15 protein-coding genes are annotated in these 20,996 nt (G+C 65.0%); 10 read left to right on the forward strand and 5 right to left on the reverse strand.

The annotated features are described in order from the left end of the window. Window positions 1-7 precede the first annotated feature (7 nt). From nuoI to KH389_RS16575, 7 genes are all read left to right on the forward strand, one after another. Window positions 8-556, forward strand: a complete 549-nt coding sequence (gene nuoI / locus KH389_RS16545; protein ID WP_009400993.1) for an NADH-quinone oxidoreductase subunit NuoI — start codon at window positions 8-10, stop codon at window positions 554-556. Between the two features lie 9 nt (window positions 557-565). After that, window positions 566-1,066 carry an NADH-quinone oxidoreductase subunit J gene (nuoJ, locus tag KH389_RS16550; protein WP_043860871.1) on the forward strand — a complete coding sequence of 167 codons (501 nt, stop codon included), beginning with the start codon at window positions 566-568 and terminating at the stop codon, window positions 1,064-1,066. A gap of 3 nt (window positions 1,067-1,069) precedes the next feature. Beyond that, window positions 1,070-1,378, forward strand: coding sequence for an NADH-quinone oxidoreductase subunit NuoK (nuoK, locus tag KH389_RS16555; RefSeq protein ID WP_010220409.1), 309 nt, complete (start codon window positions 1,070-1,072; stop codon window positions 1,376-1,378). Next, window positions 1,375-3,228 (forward strand): NADH-quinone oxidoreductase subunit L, encoded by a 1,854-nt coding sequence (nuoL, locus tag KH389_RS16560; protein WP_043860872.1) that lies wholly within the window; start codon window positions 1,375-1,377, stop codon window positions 3,226-3,228. Before nuoK ends, nuoL begins: the two co-directional genes overlap by 4 nt. 39 nt (window positions 3,229-3,267) lie before the next feature. Continuing rightward, complete coding sequence (gene nuoM, locus KH389_RS16565; RefSeq protein WP_043860873.1) at window positions 3,268-4,800, forward strand: NADH-quinone oxidoreductase subunit M; 1,533 nt, start codon at window positions 3,268-3,270, stop codon at window positions 4,798-4,800. 7 nt (window positions 4,801-4,807) lie between these two features. After that, on the forward strand, window positions 4,808-6,277 hold the full coding sequence (gene nuoN, locus KH389_RS16570; RefSeq protein ID WP_043860874.1) for an NADH-quinone oxidoreductase subunit NuoN: 1,470 nt from the start codon (window positions 4,808-4,810) through the stop codon (window positions 6,275-6,277). Window positions 6,278-6,811: 534 nt separating this feature from the next. Further along, window positions 6,812-8,905, forward strand: a complete 2,094-nt coding sequence (locus KH389_RS16575) for a TonB-dependent receptor family protein (RefSeq protein ID WP_213605823.1) — start codon at window positions 6,812-6,814, stop codon at window positions 8,903-8,905. 17 nt (window positions 8,906-8,922) lie between these two features. Here KH389_RS16575 and KH389_RS16580 read toward each other — a convergent pair whose 3' ends face one another. Then, complete coding sequence (locus KH389_RS16580) at window positions 8,923-9,984, reverse strand: AI-2E family transporter (RefSeq protein WP_043860876.1); 1,062 nt, start codon at window positions 9,982-9,984, stop codon at window positions 8,923-8,925. Between the two features lie 120 nt (window positions 9,985-10,104). On the opposite strand from KH389_RS16580, the gene trhP reads away from it, so the two are divergent. Next, entirely contained in the window at window positions 10,105-11,424 is a 1,320-nt protein-coding gene (gene trhP / locus KH389_RS16585; protein ID WP_116054807.1) for a prephenate-dependent tRNA uridine(34) hydroxylase TrhP, read from the forward strand. Window positions 11,425-11,508: 84 nt separating this feature from the next. On the opposite strand, the gene pvdQ is transcribed toward trhP, so the two are convergent. Beyond that, window positions 11,509-13,830, reverse strand: a complete 2,322-nt coding sequence (pvdQ, locus tag KH389_RS16590; protein ID WP_338053195.1) for a bifunctional acylase PvdQ — start codon at window positions 13,828-13,830, stop codon at window positions 11,509-11,511. Window positions 13,831-14,038: 208 nt separating this feature from the next. Between pvdQ and KH389_RS16595 the strand changes: the two genes are divergently transcribed. Continuing rightward, a complete protein-coding gene (locus KH389_RS16595; protein ID WP_088515161.1) occupies window positions 14,039-14,425 on the forward strand; it encodes a fe2+ zn2+ uptake regulation protein in 387 nt (128 codons plus the stop codon). A gap of 40 nt (window positions 14,426-14,465) precedes the next feature. On the opposite strand, the gene KH389_RS16600 is transcribed toward KH389_RS16595, so the two are convergent. Next, window positions 14,466-14,654 carry a hypothetical protein gene (locus tag KH389_RS16600; protein ID WP_043860879.1) on the reverse strand — a complete coding sequence of 63 codons (189 nt, stop codon included), beginning with the start codon at window positions 14,652-14,654 and terminating at the stop codon, window positions 14,466-14,468. 455 nt (window positions 14,655-15,109) lie between these two features. Between KH389_RS16600 and KH389_RS16605 the strand changes: the two genes are divergently transcribed. Next, the gene (locus KH389_RS16605; RefSeq protein ID WP_043860880.1) at window positions 15,110-15,490 is read left to right on the forward strand and encodes a Mor transcription activator family protein; all 381 of its coding nucleotides are present in this window, start codon (window positions 15,110-15,112) and stop codon (window positions 15,488-15,490) included. Between the two features lie 79 nt (window positions 15,491-15,569). Here KH389_RS16605 and KH389_RS16610 read toward each other — a convergent pair whose 3' ends face one another. Continuing rightward, window positions 15,570-19,244: a translocation/assembly module TamB domain-containing protein gene (locus tag KH389_RS16610; RefSeq protein WP_213605825.1), complete on the reverse strand. Its 3,675-nt coding sequence runs from the start codon at window positions 19,242-19,244 to the stop codon at window positions 15,570-15,572. Then, entirely contained in the window at window positions 19,241-20,980 is a 1,740-nt protein-coding gene (locus KH389_RS16615; protein WP_213605826.1) for an autotransporter assembly complex protein TamA, read from the reverse strand. The genes KH389_RS16610 and KH389_RS16615 overlap by 4 nt, the downstream gene beginning before the upstream one ends. Window positions 20,981-20,996: the final 16 nt, after the last annotated feature.

Below are 20,996 nucleotides of genomic sequence, written 5' to 3' on the forward strand. Positions count from 1 at the left end.
TTGACCCATGTTCAAGTATATTGGCGACATCGTTAAGGGCACTGGCACCCAGCTGCGCAGCCTGGTGATGGTGTTCTCCCACGGGTTCCGCAAACGCGACACCCTGCAATACCCCGAAGAGCCGGTCTACCTGCCGCCGCGCTACCGCGGCCGCATCGTGCTGACCCGCGACCCCGACGGCGAGGAGCGCTGCGTGGCCTGCAACCTGTGCGCCGTGGCCTGCCCGGTGGGTTGCATCTCGCTGCAGAAGGCCGAGACCGAAGACGGTCGCTGGTACCCCGAGTTCTTCCGCATCAACTTCTCGCGCTGCATTTTCTGCGGCCTCTGCGAGGAAGCCTGCCCGACCACCGCGATCCAGCTCACCCCGGATTTCGAAATGGCCGAGTTCAAACGTCAGGACCTGGTGTACGAGAAAGAAGATCTGCTGATCTCCGGCCCCGGCAAGAACCCTGATTACAACTTCTACCGTGTTGCAGGTATGGCCGTTGCCGGCAAGCCGAAGGGCGCCGCGCAGAACGAAGCCGAGCCGATCAACGTGAAGAGCTTGCTCCCTTAAGGAAGAAAGATGGAATTCGCTTTCTATTTCGCATCCGGTGTCGCCGTGGTGTCCACCCTGCGGGTGATCACCAACACCAACCCGGTGCATGCCCTGCTCTACCTGATCATTTCGCTGATCTCCGTGGCGATGACCTTCTTCGCCCTCGGCGCGCCGTTTGCCGGCGTGCTCGAAGTGATCGCCTACGCTGGCGCCATCATGGTGCTGTTCGTGTTCGTGGTGATGATGCTCAACCTGGGGCCGGCCTCGGTCGCCCAGGAGCGCGGCTGGCTCAAGCCCGGCATCTGGGGCGGGCCGGTGTTCCTCGCCGTCCTGCTGCTGGCCGAACTGCTGTACGTGCTGTTCGTGCAGCCGAGCGGCGCCGCCATCGGTCATACCACCGTTGACGCCAAGGCCGTGGGCATCAGCCTGTTCGGCCCTTACCTGCTGGTGGTGGAACTGGCCTCGATGCTGCTGCTGGCTGCAGCAGTGACGGCGTTCCACCTCGGCCGCAACGAGGCGAAGGAGTAAATCATGTCAGCAATTCCTCTCGAACACGGCCTGGCCGTCGCCGGCATCCTGTTCTGCCTCGGCCTGGTCGGGCTGATGGTGCGCCGCAACATTCTGTTCGTACTGATGAGCCTGGAAATCATGATGAACGCCTCGGCACTGGCATTCATCGTGGCGGGCAGCCGCTGGGCGCAACCGGACGGGCAGATCATGTTCATCCTGGTGATCAGCCTGGCCGCCGCCGAGGCCAGTATCGGCCTGGCGATCCTGCTGCAGCTGTATCGCCGCTTCCACACTCTCGATATCGATGCTGCCAGTGAGATGCGCGGATGAACCTACTCTTTCTGACCTTCGTCTTCCCCCTGATCGGCTTTGTGCTGCTGTCGTTCTCGCGCGGGCGGTTCTCGGAGAACCTGTCGGCGCTGATCGGTGTCGGTTCGATCGGCCTCTCGGCCATCGTGGCCGCCTACGTGATCTGGCAGTTCAACGTCGCCCCGCCTGAAGGCGGCGCGTACAGCCAGCTGCTGTGGCAGTGGATGCAGGTGGGCGACTTCAAGCCCAACTTCACCCTGTACCTGGACGGCCTGTCGGTGACCATGCTCGGCGTGGTGGTCGGCGTGGGCTTCCTGATCCACCTGTTCGCCTCGTGGTACATGCGTGGTGAAGCCGGCTACTCGCGCTTCTTCGCCTACACCAACCTGTTCATTGCCAGCATGCTGTTCCTGATCCTGGGCGACGACCTGCTGTTCATCTACTTCGGTTGGGAAGGCGTGGGCCTGTGCTCGTACCTGTTGATCGGTTTCTACTACAGCAACCGCAACAACGGCAACGCAGCGCTCAAGGCCTTCATCGTCACCCGTATCGGCGACGTGTTCATGGCCATCGGCCTGTTCATCCTGTTCCAGCAACTGGGCACCCTGAACATCCAGCAACTGCTGGTGCTGGCGCCGCAGAAGTTCCAGGCCGGTGATTTCTGGATCGTGCTGGCAACCCTGATGCTGCTGGGCGGCGCCGTGGGCAAATCGGCCCAGCTGCCGCTGCAGACCTGGCTTGCAGACGCGATGGCCGGCCCTACCCCGGTATCGGCACTGATCCACGCCGCCACCATGGTGACCGCCGGTGTCTACCTGATCGCGCGTACCCACGGCCTGTTCGCCCTGGCGCCCGACGTGCTGCACCTGGTGGGTGTGGTCGGCGGCGTGACCCTGGTGCTGGCCGGCTTTGCCGCGCTGGTACAGACCGACATCAAGCGTATCCTGGCCTACTCGACCATGAGCCAGATCGGCTACATGTTCCTGGCTCTGGGCGTGGGCGCCTTCGACGGCGCGATCTTCCACCTGATGACCCACGCCTTCTTCAAGGCCCTGCTGTTCCTTGCCTCCGGTGCGGTGATCGTTGCCTGCCACCACGAGCAGAACATCTTCAAGATGGGCGGCCTGTGGAAGAAACTGCCACTGGCCTACGCCAGCTTCATCGTCGGTGGTGCCGCCCTGGCTGCCCTGCCGCTGCTGACCGCCGGCTTCTACTCCAAGGACGAGATCCTCTGGGAAGCCTTCGCCAGCGGCAACAGCGGCTTGCTGTACGCCGGCCTGGTGGGTGCGTTCATGACCTCGCTGTACACCTTCCGCCTGATCTTCATCGCCTTCCATGGCGAAGCCAAGACCGAAGCCCACGCTGGCCACGGCATCTCGCACTGGCTGCCGCTGGGCGTGCTGATCGTGCTGTCGACCTTCGTCGGCGCCTGGATCCACCCACCGCTGGCCGGCGTGCTGCCGCAGAGCGTCGGGCATGCCGGTGGCGAAGCCAAGCACAGCCTGGAAATCGCCTCGGGTGCCATCGCCATCGCCGGTATCCTGCTGGCCGCCATGCTGTTCCTGGGCAAGCGTCGCCTGGTTACCGCGATCGCCAACAGCGGTATCGGTCGTGTGCTGTCGGCCTGGTGGTTCGCCGCCTGGGGCTTCGACTGGATCTACGACAAGCTGTTCGTCAAACCTTACCTGCTGATCAGCCACATCCTGCGCAAGGATCCGGTTGACCGCAGCATCGGCCTGATTCCGCGTTTGGCCAAGGGCGGTCATGCCGCCATGAGCAAAACCGAAACCGGTCAGCTGCGCTGGTACACCGCCTCGATCGCCATTGGTGCCGTGCTTGTGCTCGGTGCCGTTGTTGTGGCTGCGGTCTGATATGAACCTTGCGACTTTGCGAAAGGAATTGAGCCCGTCATGATTTTGCCTTGGCTGATCCTGATCCCCTTTATCGGCGGCCTGCTGTGCTGGCTGGGTGAGCGCTTCGGCGCCACCCTGCCGCGCTACATCGCGCTGCTGACCATGTCCCTGCTGCTTGGTATCGGCCTCTGGCTGTGGGCCAACGGCGACTACACCCTGGCGCCTGCGCCGGGTGCCGCGCCACAGTGGGCCTACGAGTTCAAAGTGCTGTGGATCGAGCGCTTCGGCATCAGCCTGCACCTGGCCCTGGACGGCCTGTCGCTGCTGATGATCCTGCTCACCGGCCTGCTCGGTGTGCTCTCGGTACTGTGTTCCTGGAAAGAGATCCAGCGCCACGTCGGCTTCTTCCACCTCAACCTGATGTGGATCCTGGGCGGCGTGGTCGGTGTGTTCCTGGCCCTGGACCTGTTCCTGTTCTTCTTCTTCTGGGAAATGATGCTGGTGCCGATGTATTTCCTCATCGCGCTCTGGGGTCACAGCTCCTCGGACGGCAAGAAGACCCGGATCTACGCAGCCACCAAGTTCTTCATCTTCACCCAGGCCAGCGGCCTGATCATGCTGGTGGCGATCCTGGGCCTGGTACTGGTCAACTACGGCAACACCGGTGTGATCACCTTCGACTACACCCAGTTGCTCAAGGCCGACCTGCCGGCGGGTACCGAATACCTGCTGATGCTGGGCTTCTTCATCGCCTTCGCGGTCAAGCTGCCGGTGGTACCGTTCCACTCCTGGCTGCCTGATGCCCACGCCCAGGCGCCGACTGCCGGTTCCGTCGACCTGGCCGGTATCCTGCTGAAGACCGCGGCCTACGGCCTGCTGCGTTTTGCCCTGCCGCTGTTCCCGAATGCCTCGGCCGAGTTCGCGCCGATCGCCATGACCCTGGGTCTGATCGGGATCTTCTACGGTGCATTCCTGGCCTTCGCGCAAACCGACATCAAGCGCCTGATCGCGTTCTCCAGCGTCTCGCACATGGGCTTCGTGCTGATCGGCATCTACTCCGGCAGCCAGCAGGCCCTGCAGGGCGCGGTGATCCAGATGCTGGCCCACGGCCTGTCGGCAGCGGCACTGTTCATCCTCAGCGGCCAGCTGTACGAGCGTCTGCACACCCGTGACATGCGTCAGATGGGTGGCCTGTGGTCGCGCATCGCCTACCTGCCGGCCATCAGCCTGTTCTTCGCCGCGGCCTCGCTGGGCTTGCCGGGTACCGGCAACTTCGTCGGCGAGTTCCTGATCCTGATCGGCAGCTTCGTCAGTGCCCCGTGGGTCACCGCGATTGCCACCTCCGGCCTGGTGTTCGGCTCGGTGTACTCGCTGATCATGATCCACCGCGCCTACTTCGGCCCGGCCAAGTCCGACGAAGTACTGGCCGGCATGGACAACCGCGAACTGATCATGGTGCTGGGCCTGGCGGTACTGCTGATTGTGCTGGGCGTTTACCCGCAGCCGTTCCTGGATACCTCCGCCGCCACCATGAGTGGTGTGCAGCAGTGGCTCGGCTCCGCTTTCACTCAACTCGCTTCGGCCCGGTAAGAGCGCTATGGACCTGACGATTCAACACTTTATTGCGCTTGCGCCACTGCTGATCACCAGTATCACCATCGTCGTGGTGATGCTGGCCATCGCCTGGCGCCGCAATCACTCGCAAACCTTCCTGCTGTCGACCGTGGGGCTGAACCTGGCCCTGCTGTCGATCATCCCGACCCTCAAGGTGGCCCCGCTGGCGGTCACCCCATTGCTGACCGTCGACAGCTTCGCGTGCCTGTACATGGCGTTGATCCTGGTCGCCACCCTGGCCTGCGTGACCCTGGCGCATGCCTACCTGGGTGACGGCGGCAAGGGCTACCCGGGCAACCGCGAAGAGCTCTACCTGCTGATCCTGATGGCGGCCCTGGGCGGCCTGGTGCTGGTCTGCGCGCAACACCTGGCCGGCCTGTTCATCGGCCTGGAGCTGCTCTCGGTACCGGTGTATGGCCTGGTGGCGTATGCGTTCTTCAACAAGCGTTCGCTGGAAGCCGGCATCAAGTACATGGTGCTGTCGGCAGCCGGTTCCGCGTTCCTGCTGTTCGGCATGGCGCTGCTGTATGCCGACGCCGGCAGCCTGAGCTTCGACGGCATCGGCAAGGCCCTGGCCACCACCAGCCTGCCAAGCCTGATTGCCCAGCTGGGCCTGGGCATGATGCTGGTCGGCCTGGCGTTCAAGCTGTCGCTGGTACCGTTCCACCTGTGGACCCCGGACGTATACGAAGGTGCTCCGGCGCCGGTTGCCGCGTTCCTGGCCACCGCGAGCAAGGTGGCTGTATTCGCCGTTGTGGTACGCCTGTTCATGCTCTCCCCTGCTGCCAGCAGCGGCGTGCTGACCACCGTGCTGTCGGTGATTGCAGTGGCCTCGATTCTGGTCGGCAACCTGCTGGCGCTGACCCAGAGCAACCTCAAGCGTCTGCTGGGTTATTCCTCGATCGCCCACTTCGGTTACCTGCTGATTGCCCTGGTGGCGAGCAAGGGCATGGCGGTGGAAGCCATTGGCGTGTACCTGGTGACCTACGTGATCACCAGCCTGGGCGCGTTTGGCGTCATCACCCTGATGTCCTCGCCTTACAAGGGCCGTGATGCCGATGCCCTGTACGAGTACCGCGGCCTGTTCTGGCGTCGTCCGTACCTGACGGCGGTACTGACCGTGATGATGCTGTCGCTGGCGGGTATTCCGCTGACCGCGGGCTTCATCGGCAAGTTCTACATCATTGCTACCGGCGTCGAGTCGCAGCTGTGGTGGCTGGTGGGTGCGTTGGTGATCGGTAGTGCGATCGGGGTGTTCTACTACCTGCGCGTGATGGTCACCCTGTACCTGATCGAGCCGAACCTGCGTCGTCACGATGCGCCGTTGAACTGGGAGCAGCGTACCGGTGGTGTGATGCTGCTGGCGATTGCGATTCTGGCGTTCGTGCTGGGTGTTTATCCGCAGCCGTTGCTGGACCTGGTGCAGCATGCAGGTTTGCAGTTGCTTGGTTGAGTGCTGATGCATTGACAGGACACCCCGCTTCGGCGGGGTGTTTTGTTTTTGGCGATTGAACAACCCATCCCCAGCACCGCCGTTGTTCTTGATCTTGATCTTGATCTTGATCTTGACCTTGATCTTGATTGTCCGGCCTGTCAGGAGGCCGAGTGGAGGTGTCGTGCAGGGGGCGGGGCGCAGCCCCTTCGGCGTTAGCCGAAGCGAGCGACTGTTAGAGTTGCGCAGCAACTCGGGTCGCGTGCCCCCTGGACGGCGCCGGAGGGAGGGAACCCGGAGCGAAGCGTAGGGCCGTATGTTTGGCCGGGGACCTTTTGGTTACTTTTGCGTCCTTGCAAAAGTGACCCGCTGTAAGAGCGGAAGGCGCCGTTCGCAGCGCTATGCATGCCGGATAAACACACCACTCGGTAAAATCGACGACCGTGAACATATCCAGAGCAGATCAAAAACATGACTGCACTACAGATCACCCACTGTGCTTCGTCTGATACTTGCAACGTCAGATAGCCGCCCAACCGTCCCGGAACCCCTTCGATGCACCCCACCCTGCCCCGCTCGTCCCTCGCCGTATTGATCGCCTGCACCGCCACCGCCCAAGCCAACCCAGGCATCGAACTCGGCCAGGTACTGATCCAGGACCAGGAACACAACGAACTTCAGGACGCCCGCGAGCGCCTGCAGCAAATCCCCGGGGCCACCAACCTGATCGACATGCAACAGGTCGAACAAGGCCGCGTCGCCAGCAACCAGGACGTGCTCGCCTACCAGCCCGGCGTGTTCGCCCAATCCGCCGGCAACGACGGCATCAAACTGTCGATTCGCGGCTCGGGCCTGAACCGTGCCCCCGGCGCCCACGGCTCCGGCGTATACACCCTGTTCGACGGCCTGCCACTGACCGGCCCCGGCGGCACGCCCTATGAACTGTTCGAGCCCCTGTGGCTAAGCCGCGCCGAGGTACTGCGCGGCGCCAACGGCTTCGACCGCGGCGCCCTGGCCCTGGGCGGCGCCATCAATTACGTGACCCACACCGGCTACGACGCCGCGCCCCTGCAGGTACGGGTCGAGGCCGGCAGCCGTGGCTACGGCAAACGCCAGGTCAGCTCCGGCCAGGTACTGGGTGACCTGGACTACTACGTCGCCCTCACCGACTCGGAATACGACGGCTACCAGGACCACAGCAGCGGCAGCAGCAAGGGCATCGCCGCCAACGTCGGCTACCGCTTCAACCCCAACCTGGAAACCCGCTTCTACCTGCGTTACCGCGAAACCGAAAACGAACTGGCCGGGCGCCTGACCAAGGACCAGATCAAGCACCACCCGCGCGCTGCCAACCCGCTGTACCTGAGCCGCGACGCCAGCCGCCCGCAACCGGGCAGCACCTGGCTGGGCAACAAGACCACCTTCTACCTCGATGACGACTCGCAACTGGAAGCCGGCCTGGTCTACCACGACTACCCGATGGACCTGCGTGAAGGCACCAAGCGCCTCAAGGTGGCGTACACCGACGTCAGCGGCACGCTCAACTACCTGCGCCGCGACACCCTGTTCGGCCGCGAGAGCAAGACCACCCTGGGCTGGCGCACCACCAAGCACCTGCCCAACACCGGGGCCTCGGAGTTCGTGCGGGTCGAGACCGACCCCACTCAGCCCATAGGCACCAAGACCCGCGACTTCACCTACCAGGGCTCGGACAGCGTCCTCCACTTCAGCAACGAACTGGAACTGGTGCCAGACCTGTGGCTGACCAGCGGCCTGGCGATGATCTATACACGCCGCGAAAGCGCCGTCACCTATCCGGCCAGCGGCGGCAAGGTCAGCCAGCATGACTGGGACTACGCCCCGCGCCTGGGGCTGCGCTACGACTTCAGCCCCGCGCTGCAGCTGTACGGCAACCTGAGCCGCTCGGTGGAGCCTGCGCACCCCTGGGCACTGATCTGGAGCTCGCCAGCGATCAAAGGCCTGCAGACCCAACCCATCGAGCTGCGCAACCAGACCGCCACCACCCTGGAGCTCGGCGCCCGCGGCGACTCGCGGCTGGGGCGCTGGGACCTGGCCTGGTACTACTCGGCCGTGCGCCACGAACTGCTGACAGTGGAAACCGTGGCCGCCAGTAGCACCACCAACGCCATCGTCGGCGAGGTGAATGCCAGCCCTACCGTGCACCAGGGGGTGGAAGCCAGCCTCGACAGCCTGCTGTGGGAACACAGCGGAGTTGGCCGGGTGTCGCTGCGCCAGGCCTACACCTTCAGCGACTTCCACTACCGCGATGACGCGGAGTTCGGCGACAACCGCCTGCCCGGCATGCCGATGCACTACTACCAGGCGCAGGTGCGCCTGGACCATCCCAGCGGCTTCTATGCCGGGCTCAACACGCAGATGGCCTCAAAGGTGCAGGTCGACTACGCCAACTCCTACCAGGCCGATGCGTATGCCCTGCTGGGCGCAACCTTCGGCTACGCCTCCCCCCGACAGGACTGGACCACCTGGCTCGACCTGCGCAACCTCACCAACAAGCGCTATGCCGCAACCGTGACGCCCGGCTACGACGACAAGGATCTCGATGCCGCACGCTCCACCCCCGGCGAAGGCTTCGCAGCCTACGTGGGCATGTCCTATAGCTGGAAGTGACGCTCGCCAGCGGCGCCTCAGGGCAGTTGCACCTGAGGCTTGGTCGCCACGAAAATCCCCCAGCTGGACATGAACAGCGCCGCGATCAACGGCCCGATGACGAAGCCGTTGAGGCCGAACACCGCCAGCCCGCCCAGGGTCGAGATCAGGATCAGGTAGTCGGGCATGCGGGTGTCCTTGCCCACCAGGATCGGGCGCAGCACGTTGTCCACCAGGCCGATCACGAACACCCCGAAGGCGGCAAGCACCACACCCTGCCAGATCGAACCACTGAGCAGGAAGTACGCGGCCACCGGGCCCCACACGATGCCGGCACCCACCGCCGGCAGCAGCGACAGAAACGCCATCAGCACCGCCCACACCAGCGCACTGGGGATATCCAGCACCCAGAAGATGAACCCGCCGAGCGCGCCCTGGGTCACCGCCACCAGCAGGTTGCCCTTGACCGTGGCACGCACCACGCGATTGAACTTCAGTTGCAGGCGACGCTTCTGGTGTTCGGCCAGGGGCACCGCCGTGCGGATCTTGCGCACCAGCTCGGCGCCATCGCGCAGGAAGAAGTACAGCAGGTACAGCATGATGCCGAAGCTCACCAGGAACTCGAACGTGCCCTGCCCGAAGCTGAACGCCTGGGTGGCGAAGAACTGGCTGCCCTGCATCGCGCCCTTGGCGATCTTGTCGCGCAAGCCCTCCAGATCCCCCATACCCAGGCGTTCCAGGCCATGCTGGGCCACAGCGGGCAGCATGTCCTTGAAGCGCTCGATGTAGCCGGCGATATCCAGTTGGCCGCTCTCGATGTTCTTGTACAGCGTGGCGCCTTCCTGAACCAGCAGCGTGCTGATGACGATCACCGGCAGAATCGCGATCAGCAGGCACACCAGCAGCGTGATGCCCGCTGCCAGGTTGCGCCGCCAGCCCAGGCGCAACAGCAACCGGCGCTGCAACGGCGCAAACACGATGCCCAGGATCACCGCCCAGAACACCGCGCCGTAGTAGGGCAATAGAATCCAGATGAAGGCCAGGGTCACCAGGACCAGCAACCACATCAGGGCTTTTTGCTGCAATACCGATTCGTTCATGTCCGCTCCTTTGCGCTCTGATGATTAGTGCGCGGCGCACTGCAGAAAGTGCCGTTGCCGTGGATCAATAAAATCGGTGGTGCAGGCGCGTAGCATCCGCGCTTTTGTCGCGACCTTGCCATGACCCACCTCGCCCGACCCGAACTGCTCGCCCCTGCCGGCACCCTGAAGAACATGCGCTATGCCTTCGCCTATGGCGCCGATGCGGTCTACGCCGGCCAGCCGCGCTACAGCCTGCGTGTGCGCAACAACGAATTCGACCATGCCAACCTGGCGCTGGGCATCCAGGAAGCCCAGGCCCAGGGCAAGCGGTTCTACGTGGTGGTCAACATCGCCCCGCACAATGCCAAGCTCAAGACCTTCCTCAAGGACCTGGAACCTGTGATCGCCATGGGCCCGGACGCGCTGATCATGTCCGACCCTGGGCTGATCATGCTGGTGCGCCAGCACTTCCCGGCCATGCCGATCCACCTGTCAGTACAGGCCAATACGGTGAACTGGGCCAGTGTCGCGTTCTGGCAATCCCAGGGCCTGAGCCGGGTGATCCTGTCCCGGGAGCTGTCGCTGGAAGAAATCGAAGAGATCCGCCAGCAGGTGCCGGCGATGGAGCTGGAAGTGTTCGTGCACGGCGCCCTGTGCATGGCGTATTCGGGGCGCTGCCTGCTGTCGGGCTACCTGAACCGGCGCGATGCCAACCAGGGCAGCTGCACCAACGCCTGCCGCTGGCAGTACAGCGCCACCCCGGCCCAGGAAAACGAGGTGGGTGACATCGTGCGCGAAGTCCAGCCGACCCTGGGCGTCGGCGCCCCCACCAACCAGGTGTTCGTGCTGCAGGAAGCCAACCGGCCCGGCGAAGACATGCCGGCATTCGAGGACGAGCACGGCACCTACATCATGAACGCCAAGGACCTGCGTGCCGTGCAGCACGTCGGGCGCCTGACCCGCATGGGGGTACACTCGCTGAAGATCGAGGGGCGTACCAAGTCGCACTTCTACTGTGCCCGCACCACCCAGGCGTACCGGCAGGCCATCGACGATGCGCTGGCGGGGCGTGAATTCGACCGTTCGCTGATGCTCGACCTGGAGTCATTGGCGCAACGCGGCTACACCGAAGGCTTCTTGCGCCGCCACGTGCACGACGAGTACCAGAACTACGAGCGGGGCAACTCGGTGTCCGAGCGCCAGCAATTCGTGGGCGAGCTGACCGGGGAACGGGTCGACGGGCTGGCCGAGGTCAAGGTCAAGAACCGTTTCGGGCTGGGCGATCACCTGGAGCTGATGACGCCGCGGGGCAACTACCATTTCGACCTGCACCAGCTGCGGGATCGCGCGGGCAATCCGCTGGAGGTGGCGCCGGGGGATGGGCACACGGTGTACCTGCCGATTCCCGAACAGGTGGAGCTGGGCTACGGGCTGTTGTTGCGGGATCTGAATACGTAGCCACGCTATCGCGGGTCAAGCCCGCTCCCACAGGTAGTGCGCAATCCTGGTGGGAGCGGGCTTGACCCGCGATGCAGCCGACGCTCAACGTGGGCTGCTGGCTACAGCTGCAGTATCCGTCTCACGTATCACCTGCACCTGATACTGCGGGTCCGCCTTGATCTGCGCCTCGGTGAATGGAATGGTGTGCCAGTGCCCGGCCGAGAACGCACGGGTCTGGTCACTGGCATGCACCGACCCCGCCTCGCTGGACTGGGAAAACGCCAGCAGCCCCTGCGCGTGCGGCCCCTTGTCATCGAAACTGACCACCTGCAGGTAACTGGTGCCGCTGATCACGGTGCGCTTGCCCCCCTCGCCCGGCACGCTCTGCATGGCGTTGTACACCCCAAGGCTCGACGGCCCGCCATGCATCGGCGTGCCGTCGCCCGCCTGCTGGATCTGCCCCCACTGCACATTCGCACTCAGCCCGGCCTCGGCCACCTGCGCCTGCGACGCCAATGCCGCCGCACGCACGGCCCTGGCCACCTCGGCACACTCCAGCGCAAGGCCGCGTGGGGTGTGCTGGGGGTCGGCCGGATCGAATGCCACGCGCCAGAACTCACCGTGCTCCTGCAACGCCTGCAGGATGTTCTGGAAGTGCACCAGGCCGATGCCACTGGCCAGGCCGGCCTTGCCATCCCACGCCGCCAGGCTGTCGCAAACGGCCTTGAGCTGCGGATCGGCCGTCGCGCCCTTGCACCACTGCAACAGGTCGGGCAGCGCCAGCTCGGCCAGGTACACCTTGTCGTCCATGACCATGTGGTGCAGGTCCTGCGCGCTGATCTTGCCGGGGCGGTTCAACCGCTGCAGGGCAAAGCGGCTGCGCGGGCCCAGGGGCACGTCTTCGCGGCTGATGATCGGCGAGTAGCCGCGCAGCGGCTGCGCCGGGTTGACCATCCAGGCCGAATCGTTGGAGTGCTGTACGAAGTCGCCACGCAGCAGGCTTGGCTGCAGTTGCGCGGGGAAGATACCGGGCTGCGCCGCTCGCGCATCGACCTTCCAGTTGCAGGCGCTGCGCGAACCGTCGAGCACGATCAGTTCCAGGCCCGCCGCCGGGTCGCTGCACTGCGCCAGCAGCGGCGCATCCACATAGGGCACCACCGACTGGTTCAGGTACAACGCCTGCCCCCTGGCATCCACCGCCAGGGTGTTGACCCAGGGTATGCCCTGCAGGCGCTGCACCGACTGCTGCAGGGCCTGCAGGCTGTCGGCCTGGTTCATGCTGTACCACTGCTGCAGCACGCGGGTGTTGCCCAGGTTGGCATCACGCAGGCTGAAGGCAACCTGCCCGGTCCAGTCCAGCCGCCCGGGCCACTGCACCAGCGGGCCGTAGATCGTGCCGTACAGCTCGCGGGTGACCACCTGCTGCTGGCCGTCCTCAGCCTTGACCGACACGCTCACCGGCTGGCGGGTCATGGGGGTGGACACGCCGTCGAGCAGGTAGCGGGTCGAATCTTTCGGGTCCAGTTGCAAGCGGTGCAAGGTGAAGTGCCGGGAGGTGTCGACGGTGTGCGTCCAGGCCAGATGCCGGTTGAAACCGATATTGATCAGCGGCAGGCCGGGCAACGCGGCGCCCATCACGTTCAGCTTGCCGGGGATGCTCAACTGCATCTGGTAGAAGCGCATGCCACCCACCCACGGGAAATGCGGGTTGGCCAGCAACAGGCCACGGCCATTGGCCGAACGCTCGTGCCCTATCGCCACCGCGTTGCTGCCGCGCTCAAGCGCAAAGTTGGCCTGACGCGCCTGGGCCATACTGAAGGCCGCAGCCGGCAACCCCGCCGCTGCACCGGGGGGCGCGGCACCGGCCACGGCTTCGACGAACTGCCCGGCCCCACCCTCGACCAGCAGGCGCCGGGTCAGCTTGACCAGGTCCAGGGCGGTGATGGGGCGCAGCCACTCGGCCTGCTGACACTGGGCTGGCAAGCCCTGGGCAGTGCGCTCGGCCAGCGCGCGGTTGTAGCCCAGCGCGTAGCCTTCGAGCAATGAACGGATCGGCGCCGGTTGCGCCTGCCAGTACGCAGACACCGCCGCCGGCGTGTTCAGCCAGGTGAAAAACACGTCGCTGGCCAGGTTTTCACGCTGCTCCAGGGTCAGCGCCTGCGGCCCGAAGAACCGCGAGCGCTCACCGTTGACGGTCACCACTTCGTTGGCCAGCAGGCACAGGTTGTCCTGCGCGTAGGCATACCCGATGCCATAGCCCAGGCCACGCTCATCGCGGGCCACGATGTGCGGCACACCGAAGCTGGTGCGGCGGATCTCGGCCCGGGCCTCGCCCGGCGGCGCCTCGCGGGCGTGGGCTGAACAACTCAGAGCAACCAGCAGGGCCGTCAGGCAGAACGAGGGGATCGAGCGATTGGCAGACACGCGGACTCCGGCAGCATCAGGGTGAACGAACATCCTGACTAGACGAATTTCATCATGAAAATTTACCGCTTTTGCGCCGCTCGTTCGTCTCTCTCTACATAAAGGCAATATTTTTTGCCTTGCCGATGCAGATTTGCCGCGCTCGTTCGTCTTATAGAGTGAGAGCACCACACGCAAACTGGACAGGCTCGGGAAAGGGAGTTTTCACATGTACAACCAGCAACAGCCAATCACACCGCTGCGTTTCAGACGCAAAGCCCACGCGCCGCTGCCGGAAAAGCCCGAAGCGGCTGAACCGGACCGCGCCGGCAACGAACATATCCGCGAACTGCTCAAGGCATTCGGCCTGCGCACCAGCCTGATCCGGCTGAAGGTCATCGATGCGCTGCACGCGGCCGCCAGAGAGGGGCGCAGTATCGGGGTGCGCGGGGTGCACAGCCAGCTCGAGCAGCTGGATATTCCGCTGTCGTTCCTGAGCGTTCGCGAAGTGCTCAAGCGCCTGTGCGTCGAAGGTGTGATCAGCCTGGGCAGCGACAAGTGCTACAGCCTCAACCCCGAGGCTCGCGCGGTGCTGGAACAGCCGGTTTCACGCTAGGCCAACGGCCGGGTGACGCCGGCCGCAGCCTCGCAAGCGGTCAGAACTTGACCTTGCGCCGCATGATGCCGTTCACGATCACGGCCAATACGGCTACGCCGATGGCAATGTACTGGAACACCTTTTCGCTGATCACGCCGGCGTTCTGCAGGTACGAGCCGCCCAGCATGATTGCCAGCACCACCAGGGCAACCAGGATCGAGTATTTCAGGCGTTGAGCTTGAGTCATTGAAAAATCCTTACGACAACGGGTTTGAGGGCCCTACTGCGGCCGGCGGCCATGATACAACGCCACGTCACGCAGGAGGATGTTTCCCGGTTTTTCCCGACGCGACAACCTGAAATCATCCGCCAGGTGTGCCCGTGCCCTGCGTTCAGGGTTGAGCAACCTGAACCACAGCACTGGAGCAGGCTCGCCGCAGACACGCGGCCACGCCCTCCCTGGCGCCGCTGGTTCCTACAACAGACCACCGACTTCCTCACGCAATGTGTACGGAAAGACTACCTCCCCTGACCCGCTTGCTGCCTAGATCTCCCCTTGGCGGTTGACCGAGAATTCCTTCAGGCCACTTGGCAGTTCAACGCTGTCGACGTGGGGCGCGCCGCACCTGGCAAGGATGCTCAGGCACGGACGGCACCCGATGAAGTGGCCCCTTCGCTCATACCGCCAACAAGGAAGTCATCATGGAACTGTGTGACCTGAACAAGATCGACATCGAACAACTGCCCCAGTCACTGCAGATGCTCATCGAATGCATCGGGCTGGAGCATGCCTACCGCCTGACCACCATCTACGGCGGCCGCCCCAAGTACATTCCCAAGCACCGCGAGCGCACCACGCTGGCCGAGATCCTGCCAACCGAAGCGCTGGATGCATTGATCAAGCGCTACGCCGGCATGGCGCTGGAGATTCCCAAGGCCGACCACTTCAATCGCCAGCTGCGCAACCAGCAGATCCAGCAGGAAAGCTCCAATGGCCAGTCACGCAGCGTGCTGGCCGACAAGTACGGGTTGAGCCTGCGCCAGATCGGCAACATCCGGCGCCAGGAAGCGCACACGCGCTAGACACACCCTGCACACAACAACGCCAGGCGCGAGCGGTCGCGCCTGGCGTTGTTGTGTGCGCAGCCCTTGACGGGCCGTATCAGAAGTCGCGCTTGTAGAAGATATCCAGCGAGCTGGCGATACCGCTGGCAGCCTCCAGGTAGACCTTCTTGCTGAGCAGGTAGCGCAAGGCGATGGTGTTGGCCGGCTCGAACACCCCTACGCCGTAGCGCAGGCTCAGGCGCTCGGTCAGCTTGCCGCTGGCCACCACGCTGGTGTTGTCGCCGCTGCCCTGGGTGTCGAGCTGGAAGTCCTCGATGCCCAGGCTCGATGCCAGGCTGCCGGTAATCCCCGCGCTGCCCGCCAGGCCCAGGCCCAGGGCCGCCTCCGCCAGCATGTTGTTGTCTTCGCCGGTATTGCCCAGCGGACGCCCCAGCACCAGGTACGACAAGGCCTGCTCCTGGCTCATCGCCGGCTCGGAAAACACCTGGGTGGTGGGCTGTTCGGCGCTGCCGCTGAGGCGGATGCCGGCAATCACGTCGTCGGTCTGGCGAATGGCCTCGATGTCCAGGTAGGGCTGGTCGATCGGCCCGGCAAACAGCAGCCGCGCACGGCGGATGGTCAGGCGCTGGCCATAGGCCCGGTAGCGCCCATCGGCCAGGCTGAGCTCGCCACGGGTATCGAGGTTGTCGCCAATGTGCACGCGCCCCAGCAGGTTGGCGGTCAGGCCGAAGCCGCTGAATGCCAGCTTGTCCTGCCCCACCTCCACGTCGATGTCCATGGCCACGGCCATCGGCGCCTTGCCCTGCTCGGTCTGGTGGCCGACGATGACCGTGTCATCCGACACCTTGACGGTCGAAGGCGGCAGTTCGCGCACGGTGATCTTGCCCTTGGGCACCAGCACCTTGCCGGTGACCGCGAGCTTTTCGCCGATGATGTGGATCTTCAGGTCCGGCGCCACCTCCAGGTTGGCGTAGGGTTCGACGGTGACCGGCAGGCGCTGCCCCTGCAGTTGCAACTCCACCGCCAGGCCCTGGGCCCAGCCGATCTGGCCACTCAGGCGGCCCTGGCCGACCGGGCCGCTCTTCCACTCGCCGCCCAGTTGCACCTGCTCGCCTGCGATCTGTGCCCGCAGGCTGAGGTCGCTGAGGCTGATGGGCAACTCGGCACCCGACACTTCGCCATTGCTCAGCGTCAGGTTGCCGTTGACCTGGGGCGCCAGCAGCGTACCGGTGATCTGTCCGCTGCCGTTGAGCTGGCCAGCCAGGCGCTCGACCATCGGCGCGAACGGCCGGCCCACCGACAGGTCCAGCCCGCTCAGGCGGAAGTCTCCGCTCAGCGGCTTGTTGCGCGCCAGTGGGTCGATACGCGCCGACAGGGTCAGCTCGCCCAGGCGCCCGCCCACGAACTCCAGGCGCGTGTCCACGCGGCGCGGGCCCAGGGTGCTGTTCAGGCGCAGCGCCTGGTACGGGAAGTCCAGCCATCGATCCTTTTCCCGCACCCGCAAGGTGCCGCCACTGGCGTCTACCACGATCGACCCCTTGGGCCCGCTGGCCGGCAGGTCGAGGTTGATGTCGGCATTGAGCATGCCCTGCCAGGCGAAGTCCTTGGGCAACCACTGCGCCAGGCTTTGCAGCGGGAACTGCTTGAGGTGGTAGCGCAGGCGCGGGTCGGGCATCAGGCGCTGGTCTTCACCACACAGGCTGGCCTGCCCGGAGCGCCAGCAATGGGCGCCGAAATCCACCTGCCCATTGGCCAGGCGCTGCAACCTGGCCGGTGCCTGCAACTGCCAGTCCTGCCCGCCCGCCTGCACCTGGCCGCTGGCCAGGCGTCCGCGCCAGTTGCCCTTGTCGAGCTGACCGTCCAGGCCCAGGTCGAGCTTGAGCTGCGGCCCATCGAGGGCCAGTTGCAATTGCTGCTTGCCAATGTCGCCCTGGCCTTTGGCGGTCAGGGTGCCCAGGTTGGTTTCGCCCAGGCGGATCGACCCGGCCTGCAGGTCGATCAGGGCACGCTGGGCGCTGTCCAGCCGGGCGTCCAGGTCAAGGCGTTGCACGCGGTTTTCGGCCTGGCCCAGTTGCTGGCCCTGCAAGGTCAGTTGCCCCTGCGGCGCCTTGAGCGTACCGGCCACATCAAGCCGACCCTTGAGCTGGCCTTGCAGTTGCGGCCACAGCTGGCCCAGGCGCGGCAGGTTGAGGTCAAGCTGACCGGCCAGGCGTTGCTGCACACTGGCGCTGCCGTTGATCTTGTTGTCCCCCAGCTGGATCAGCAAGGTGCCCAGGGTCCAGTTCTCGCCTGCACCGTCGGCCTTGGCCTGCAGCACGGCGGGCTGGCCGCGCAATCGCCCCTTGAGGTCCAGGTCGGCATTCAGGCGCAGCGTGTCGCCCTTGAGTTCGCCCTTGCTGCGCAGCGGGCCCGCCAGGGTGCCCGGCAGCTCGGCCAGCCAGTACGCCGGGTTGAGCGCCGACAATTCCAGTGCCGCGTCCCACGCCACGCCCTCGGCAAACTGCACGGCGACGCTGCCGGCCACCTTGCCCTGGCCGGCTTCAAGGGCCAGCTGTGGCAGGCTGACCTGGCCCAGGTCGCCCTTGAACGGGCTGCTGACCTTGAAGGCACCTGCCGGCCCGTCCAGGTCGCCACTGAAATCGCCCTGGTAGTTGCCGTCGCGGTAGTTGACCTTGACGTTCAGGCGCCGCAGCGTGACCTGCGGAGCCTCGTCCAGCGGGTACAGGCGCAGCCACGGGAAGTCCAGCCAGTCGATGCTGGCATCGGCAACCAGACCGCTCTGCCAGTCGGCAGTGGCGCTGAGCGTGACACGCTGTTGCGCGGCGGCGCTCAGGTCCAGGGCAGCGATCTGGGCGCCCTTGGCATCCACCCGGCCACGCAGGCTCAGGCTGATCGGCCCCTGCTCGGCCGGCAGGCGACCGGCGCCCACCAGTTGGTAACCTTTTGCCAGGTCGCCATAGGCACTGAGTTCCAGCTGTTCGAACTGCAGGGTGTCCGGCAATCCGGCCGATGGCTTGAAGCCGGTGGCGCTCAGGCGTACCTGGGCCGGCAGGTGCTCGGCCAGGGGCTGCAATTGACCCGCCAGGCGCCCTTGCAGGTAGCCGCTGCTGTCGGCCTGCAGGTCGAGGCTTTTCTGCAGCTCGCCTTTTATATGCACCGCCAGTTGCCAGGGCTGGTCGTCGATGGCCGGCAGTTGCACCTGACCCTGCAGCTGCAACGGCCAGTCACCCACCGGTTGCAGCAGGCCGCTGAGGTTCAGGCTGAGGTCTTCGCGTTGCAGGTTCAGGCTGTCGATCTGCAGGCCCTGGGCGGTCCAGTGCGCAGCCAGTTGCAACTGGCTCAACTGCTCGCTGCCGTCCAGATGCAACTGGCCGACCTGTACTTCGCCCAGTTCGATCGCCACTGGCAACTGGAGGCTGGGCAACTGCAGCGGGCCGCTGTCGGGCGCTGCCTCGCTGGGGGCGAAGTCCAGGTTGACCTGCCCGGCGCGCAGCTGGTCGATGCACAAGGTCATGCGCAACAGGCAGCCGGGCGACCAGGCAAACACCGGTGCAAGCACTTCGACCCGGTCCTCGCCCTGCTGCCAGATCAGCCGATCGGCCTGCCATTGCCCGCCAAGGCGGCCCTGAAAATTGTCCAGTTGCAAGCCCGGCACCAGGCTCAAGGCCCAGCGGCTGCCGGCCTGGGTACCCAGCAGGATACCCACGGCCAGCACCAGCACGACCAGCAGCGCCAGCAGGGCCAGCCCGCCGCGTTTCAACACCTTGCTCACAACTCGGGCCCCATGGAAAAGTGCAAACGTATGCCGCCGTCATCGTCCAGCGCCTTGGCCAGGTCGAGCCGCAGCGGGCCGACCGGCGACACCCAGCGTACACCGAAGCCGACGCCGGTCTTGAGGCTGGGAAGCTCCAGGCTGTTGAACGAGTTGCCCTGGTCGACGAAGGTCGCCAGGCGCCACTTCTCGGCGATCGAGTACTGGTACTCGGCACTGGCGGCCACCAGGTAGCGCCCGCCGATACGGTCGCCATCGGCGTTCTTGGGTGAAAGGGTCTGGTAGTCGTAGCCACGCACGCTCTGGTCGCCACCGGCAAAGAAGCGCAGCGAGGGGGGCACCGACTTGTAGCCGTTGGTGGCGCTGCCGCCGAACTGCACCCGGCCCAGGAAGCGGTGGTTCTGCGCCACGGTGGTCAGGCCCTTGAGCAGCACGTTGCCATGCAGCAGGTTGGTGTCGGACAGCAGCCCTTCCTTGGCCACCTGCGCGTCGAACTGCAAGCGGTAGCCGTTGTGCGGGTCGATGCGGTTGTCGCTGCGCAGGTAGCTGTAGCTCACACCCGGCATCAGCAGAGTGCTCAAACCCGAATCGTCACCCAGACGGTACTCTTCGCGCTGCCACTTGAGCGATACCACGCGCTGCCAGCCGCTGGGCAGCTTGCTGTGCCATTCCGGGCCTACGGTGAGCAGTTTGCTGAGGCTGTCGGTACCGGCGATCTCTTCGTTCTGGTAGCCGCCGGCAAAGCGCAGCTTGTCGGTCAGCGGCGGGTCGAGCGGTATGTCGTACCACAGGCCGACGTTCTGGCGCGGCGCCGAAAGCTCGGTTTCCAGGCCATAGCTGTGGCCTTGCGGGTTGACCCAGTGACGGGTCCAGTTGGCCTTGCCGCGCGGCCCGACGTCGGTCGAAAAGCCCAGGCCCAGGCCCATGGTGCGGGGCTTGCGGGTTTGCAGTTGCACCTCTACCGGGATGCTCTGCGCCACGGCGGCAGTGGGCGCAGCGTCGCCCCGCACGCCTTCGAAGTAGCCGCTCGATTGCAGCGCGTTGTTCAGTTCGGCGATCAGTTCGGAGTCGTAGGGGGTGCCTTGCTTGAAGGGCACCATGCGTTGCAGCAGGCTCTCGTCGAACGGCGCGTCGCCTTCGAAGCGGACCTTGCCCAGCTGGTAACGCGGGCCGCTGTCGTACACCAGTTCGATATCTGCCACACCCGCCGCCGGGTCGACCGCCAGGCGCTGGCGCAGGAAATGCCCGCTGAAGAAACCGTAGCGCGAGGCCTGGTTCTGGATCAGCCGCTTGGCGTCCTCGTAGTTGCCATGGTTGAGCACAGCCCCAGGCCGCAGCGCCTTGCTCGAAGGAACCCGGAAGGCCGTCATCTCGCTGGCCGGGCCCTCGACGCGCACAGTCACCTCGCGCAGGCGCACCGGCTCGCCCGGCTCGATGCTGAGCACCAGTTGCGGGCCCTTGTCGGCCTTGGGCGAAGGTTTGACCTGGCTGTCGATCTGCGCCTGGTAGTAGCCCAGCGCCTGAGCGGCTTTTCTGGCCTGCTCCACGGCGCCGCGGCTGAAGCGCAGCAGCGCTTCTTCATCGCGGGTGCCAAGGCTGCCGATATAGCCTTCGACGTTGGCCTTGAGCTCGTTGTTGACGGGCTTGATGCGTACTACCAGCTCGCTCTGTGCGTACACCGCGCAGCTGGCAACCCATAAAATCAACCCGCAGGTGAATCGTCCTGAATACGTCATAGGCGCGGATGCTACC

Origin of the sequence: Pseudomonas qingdaonensis, from assembly GCF_018398475.1 — a bacterium.
Classification (GTDB): Bacteria; Pseudomonadota; Gammaproteobacteria; order Pseudomonadales; family Pseudomonadaceae; genus Aquipseudomonas; species Aquipseudomonas palmensis.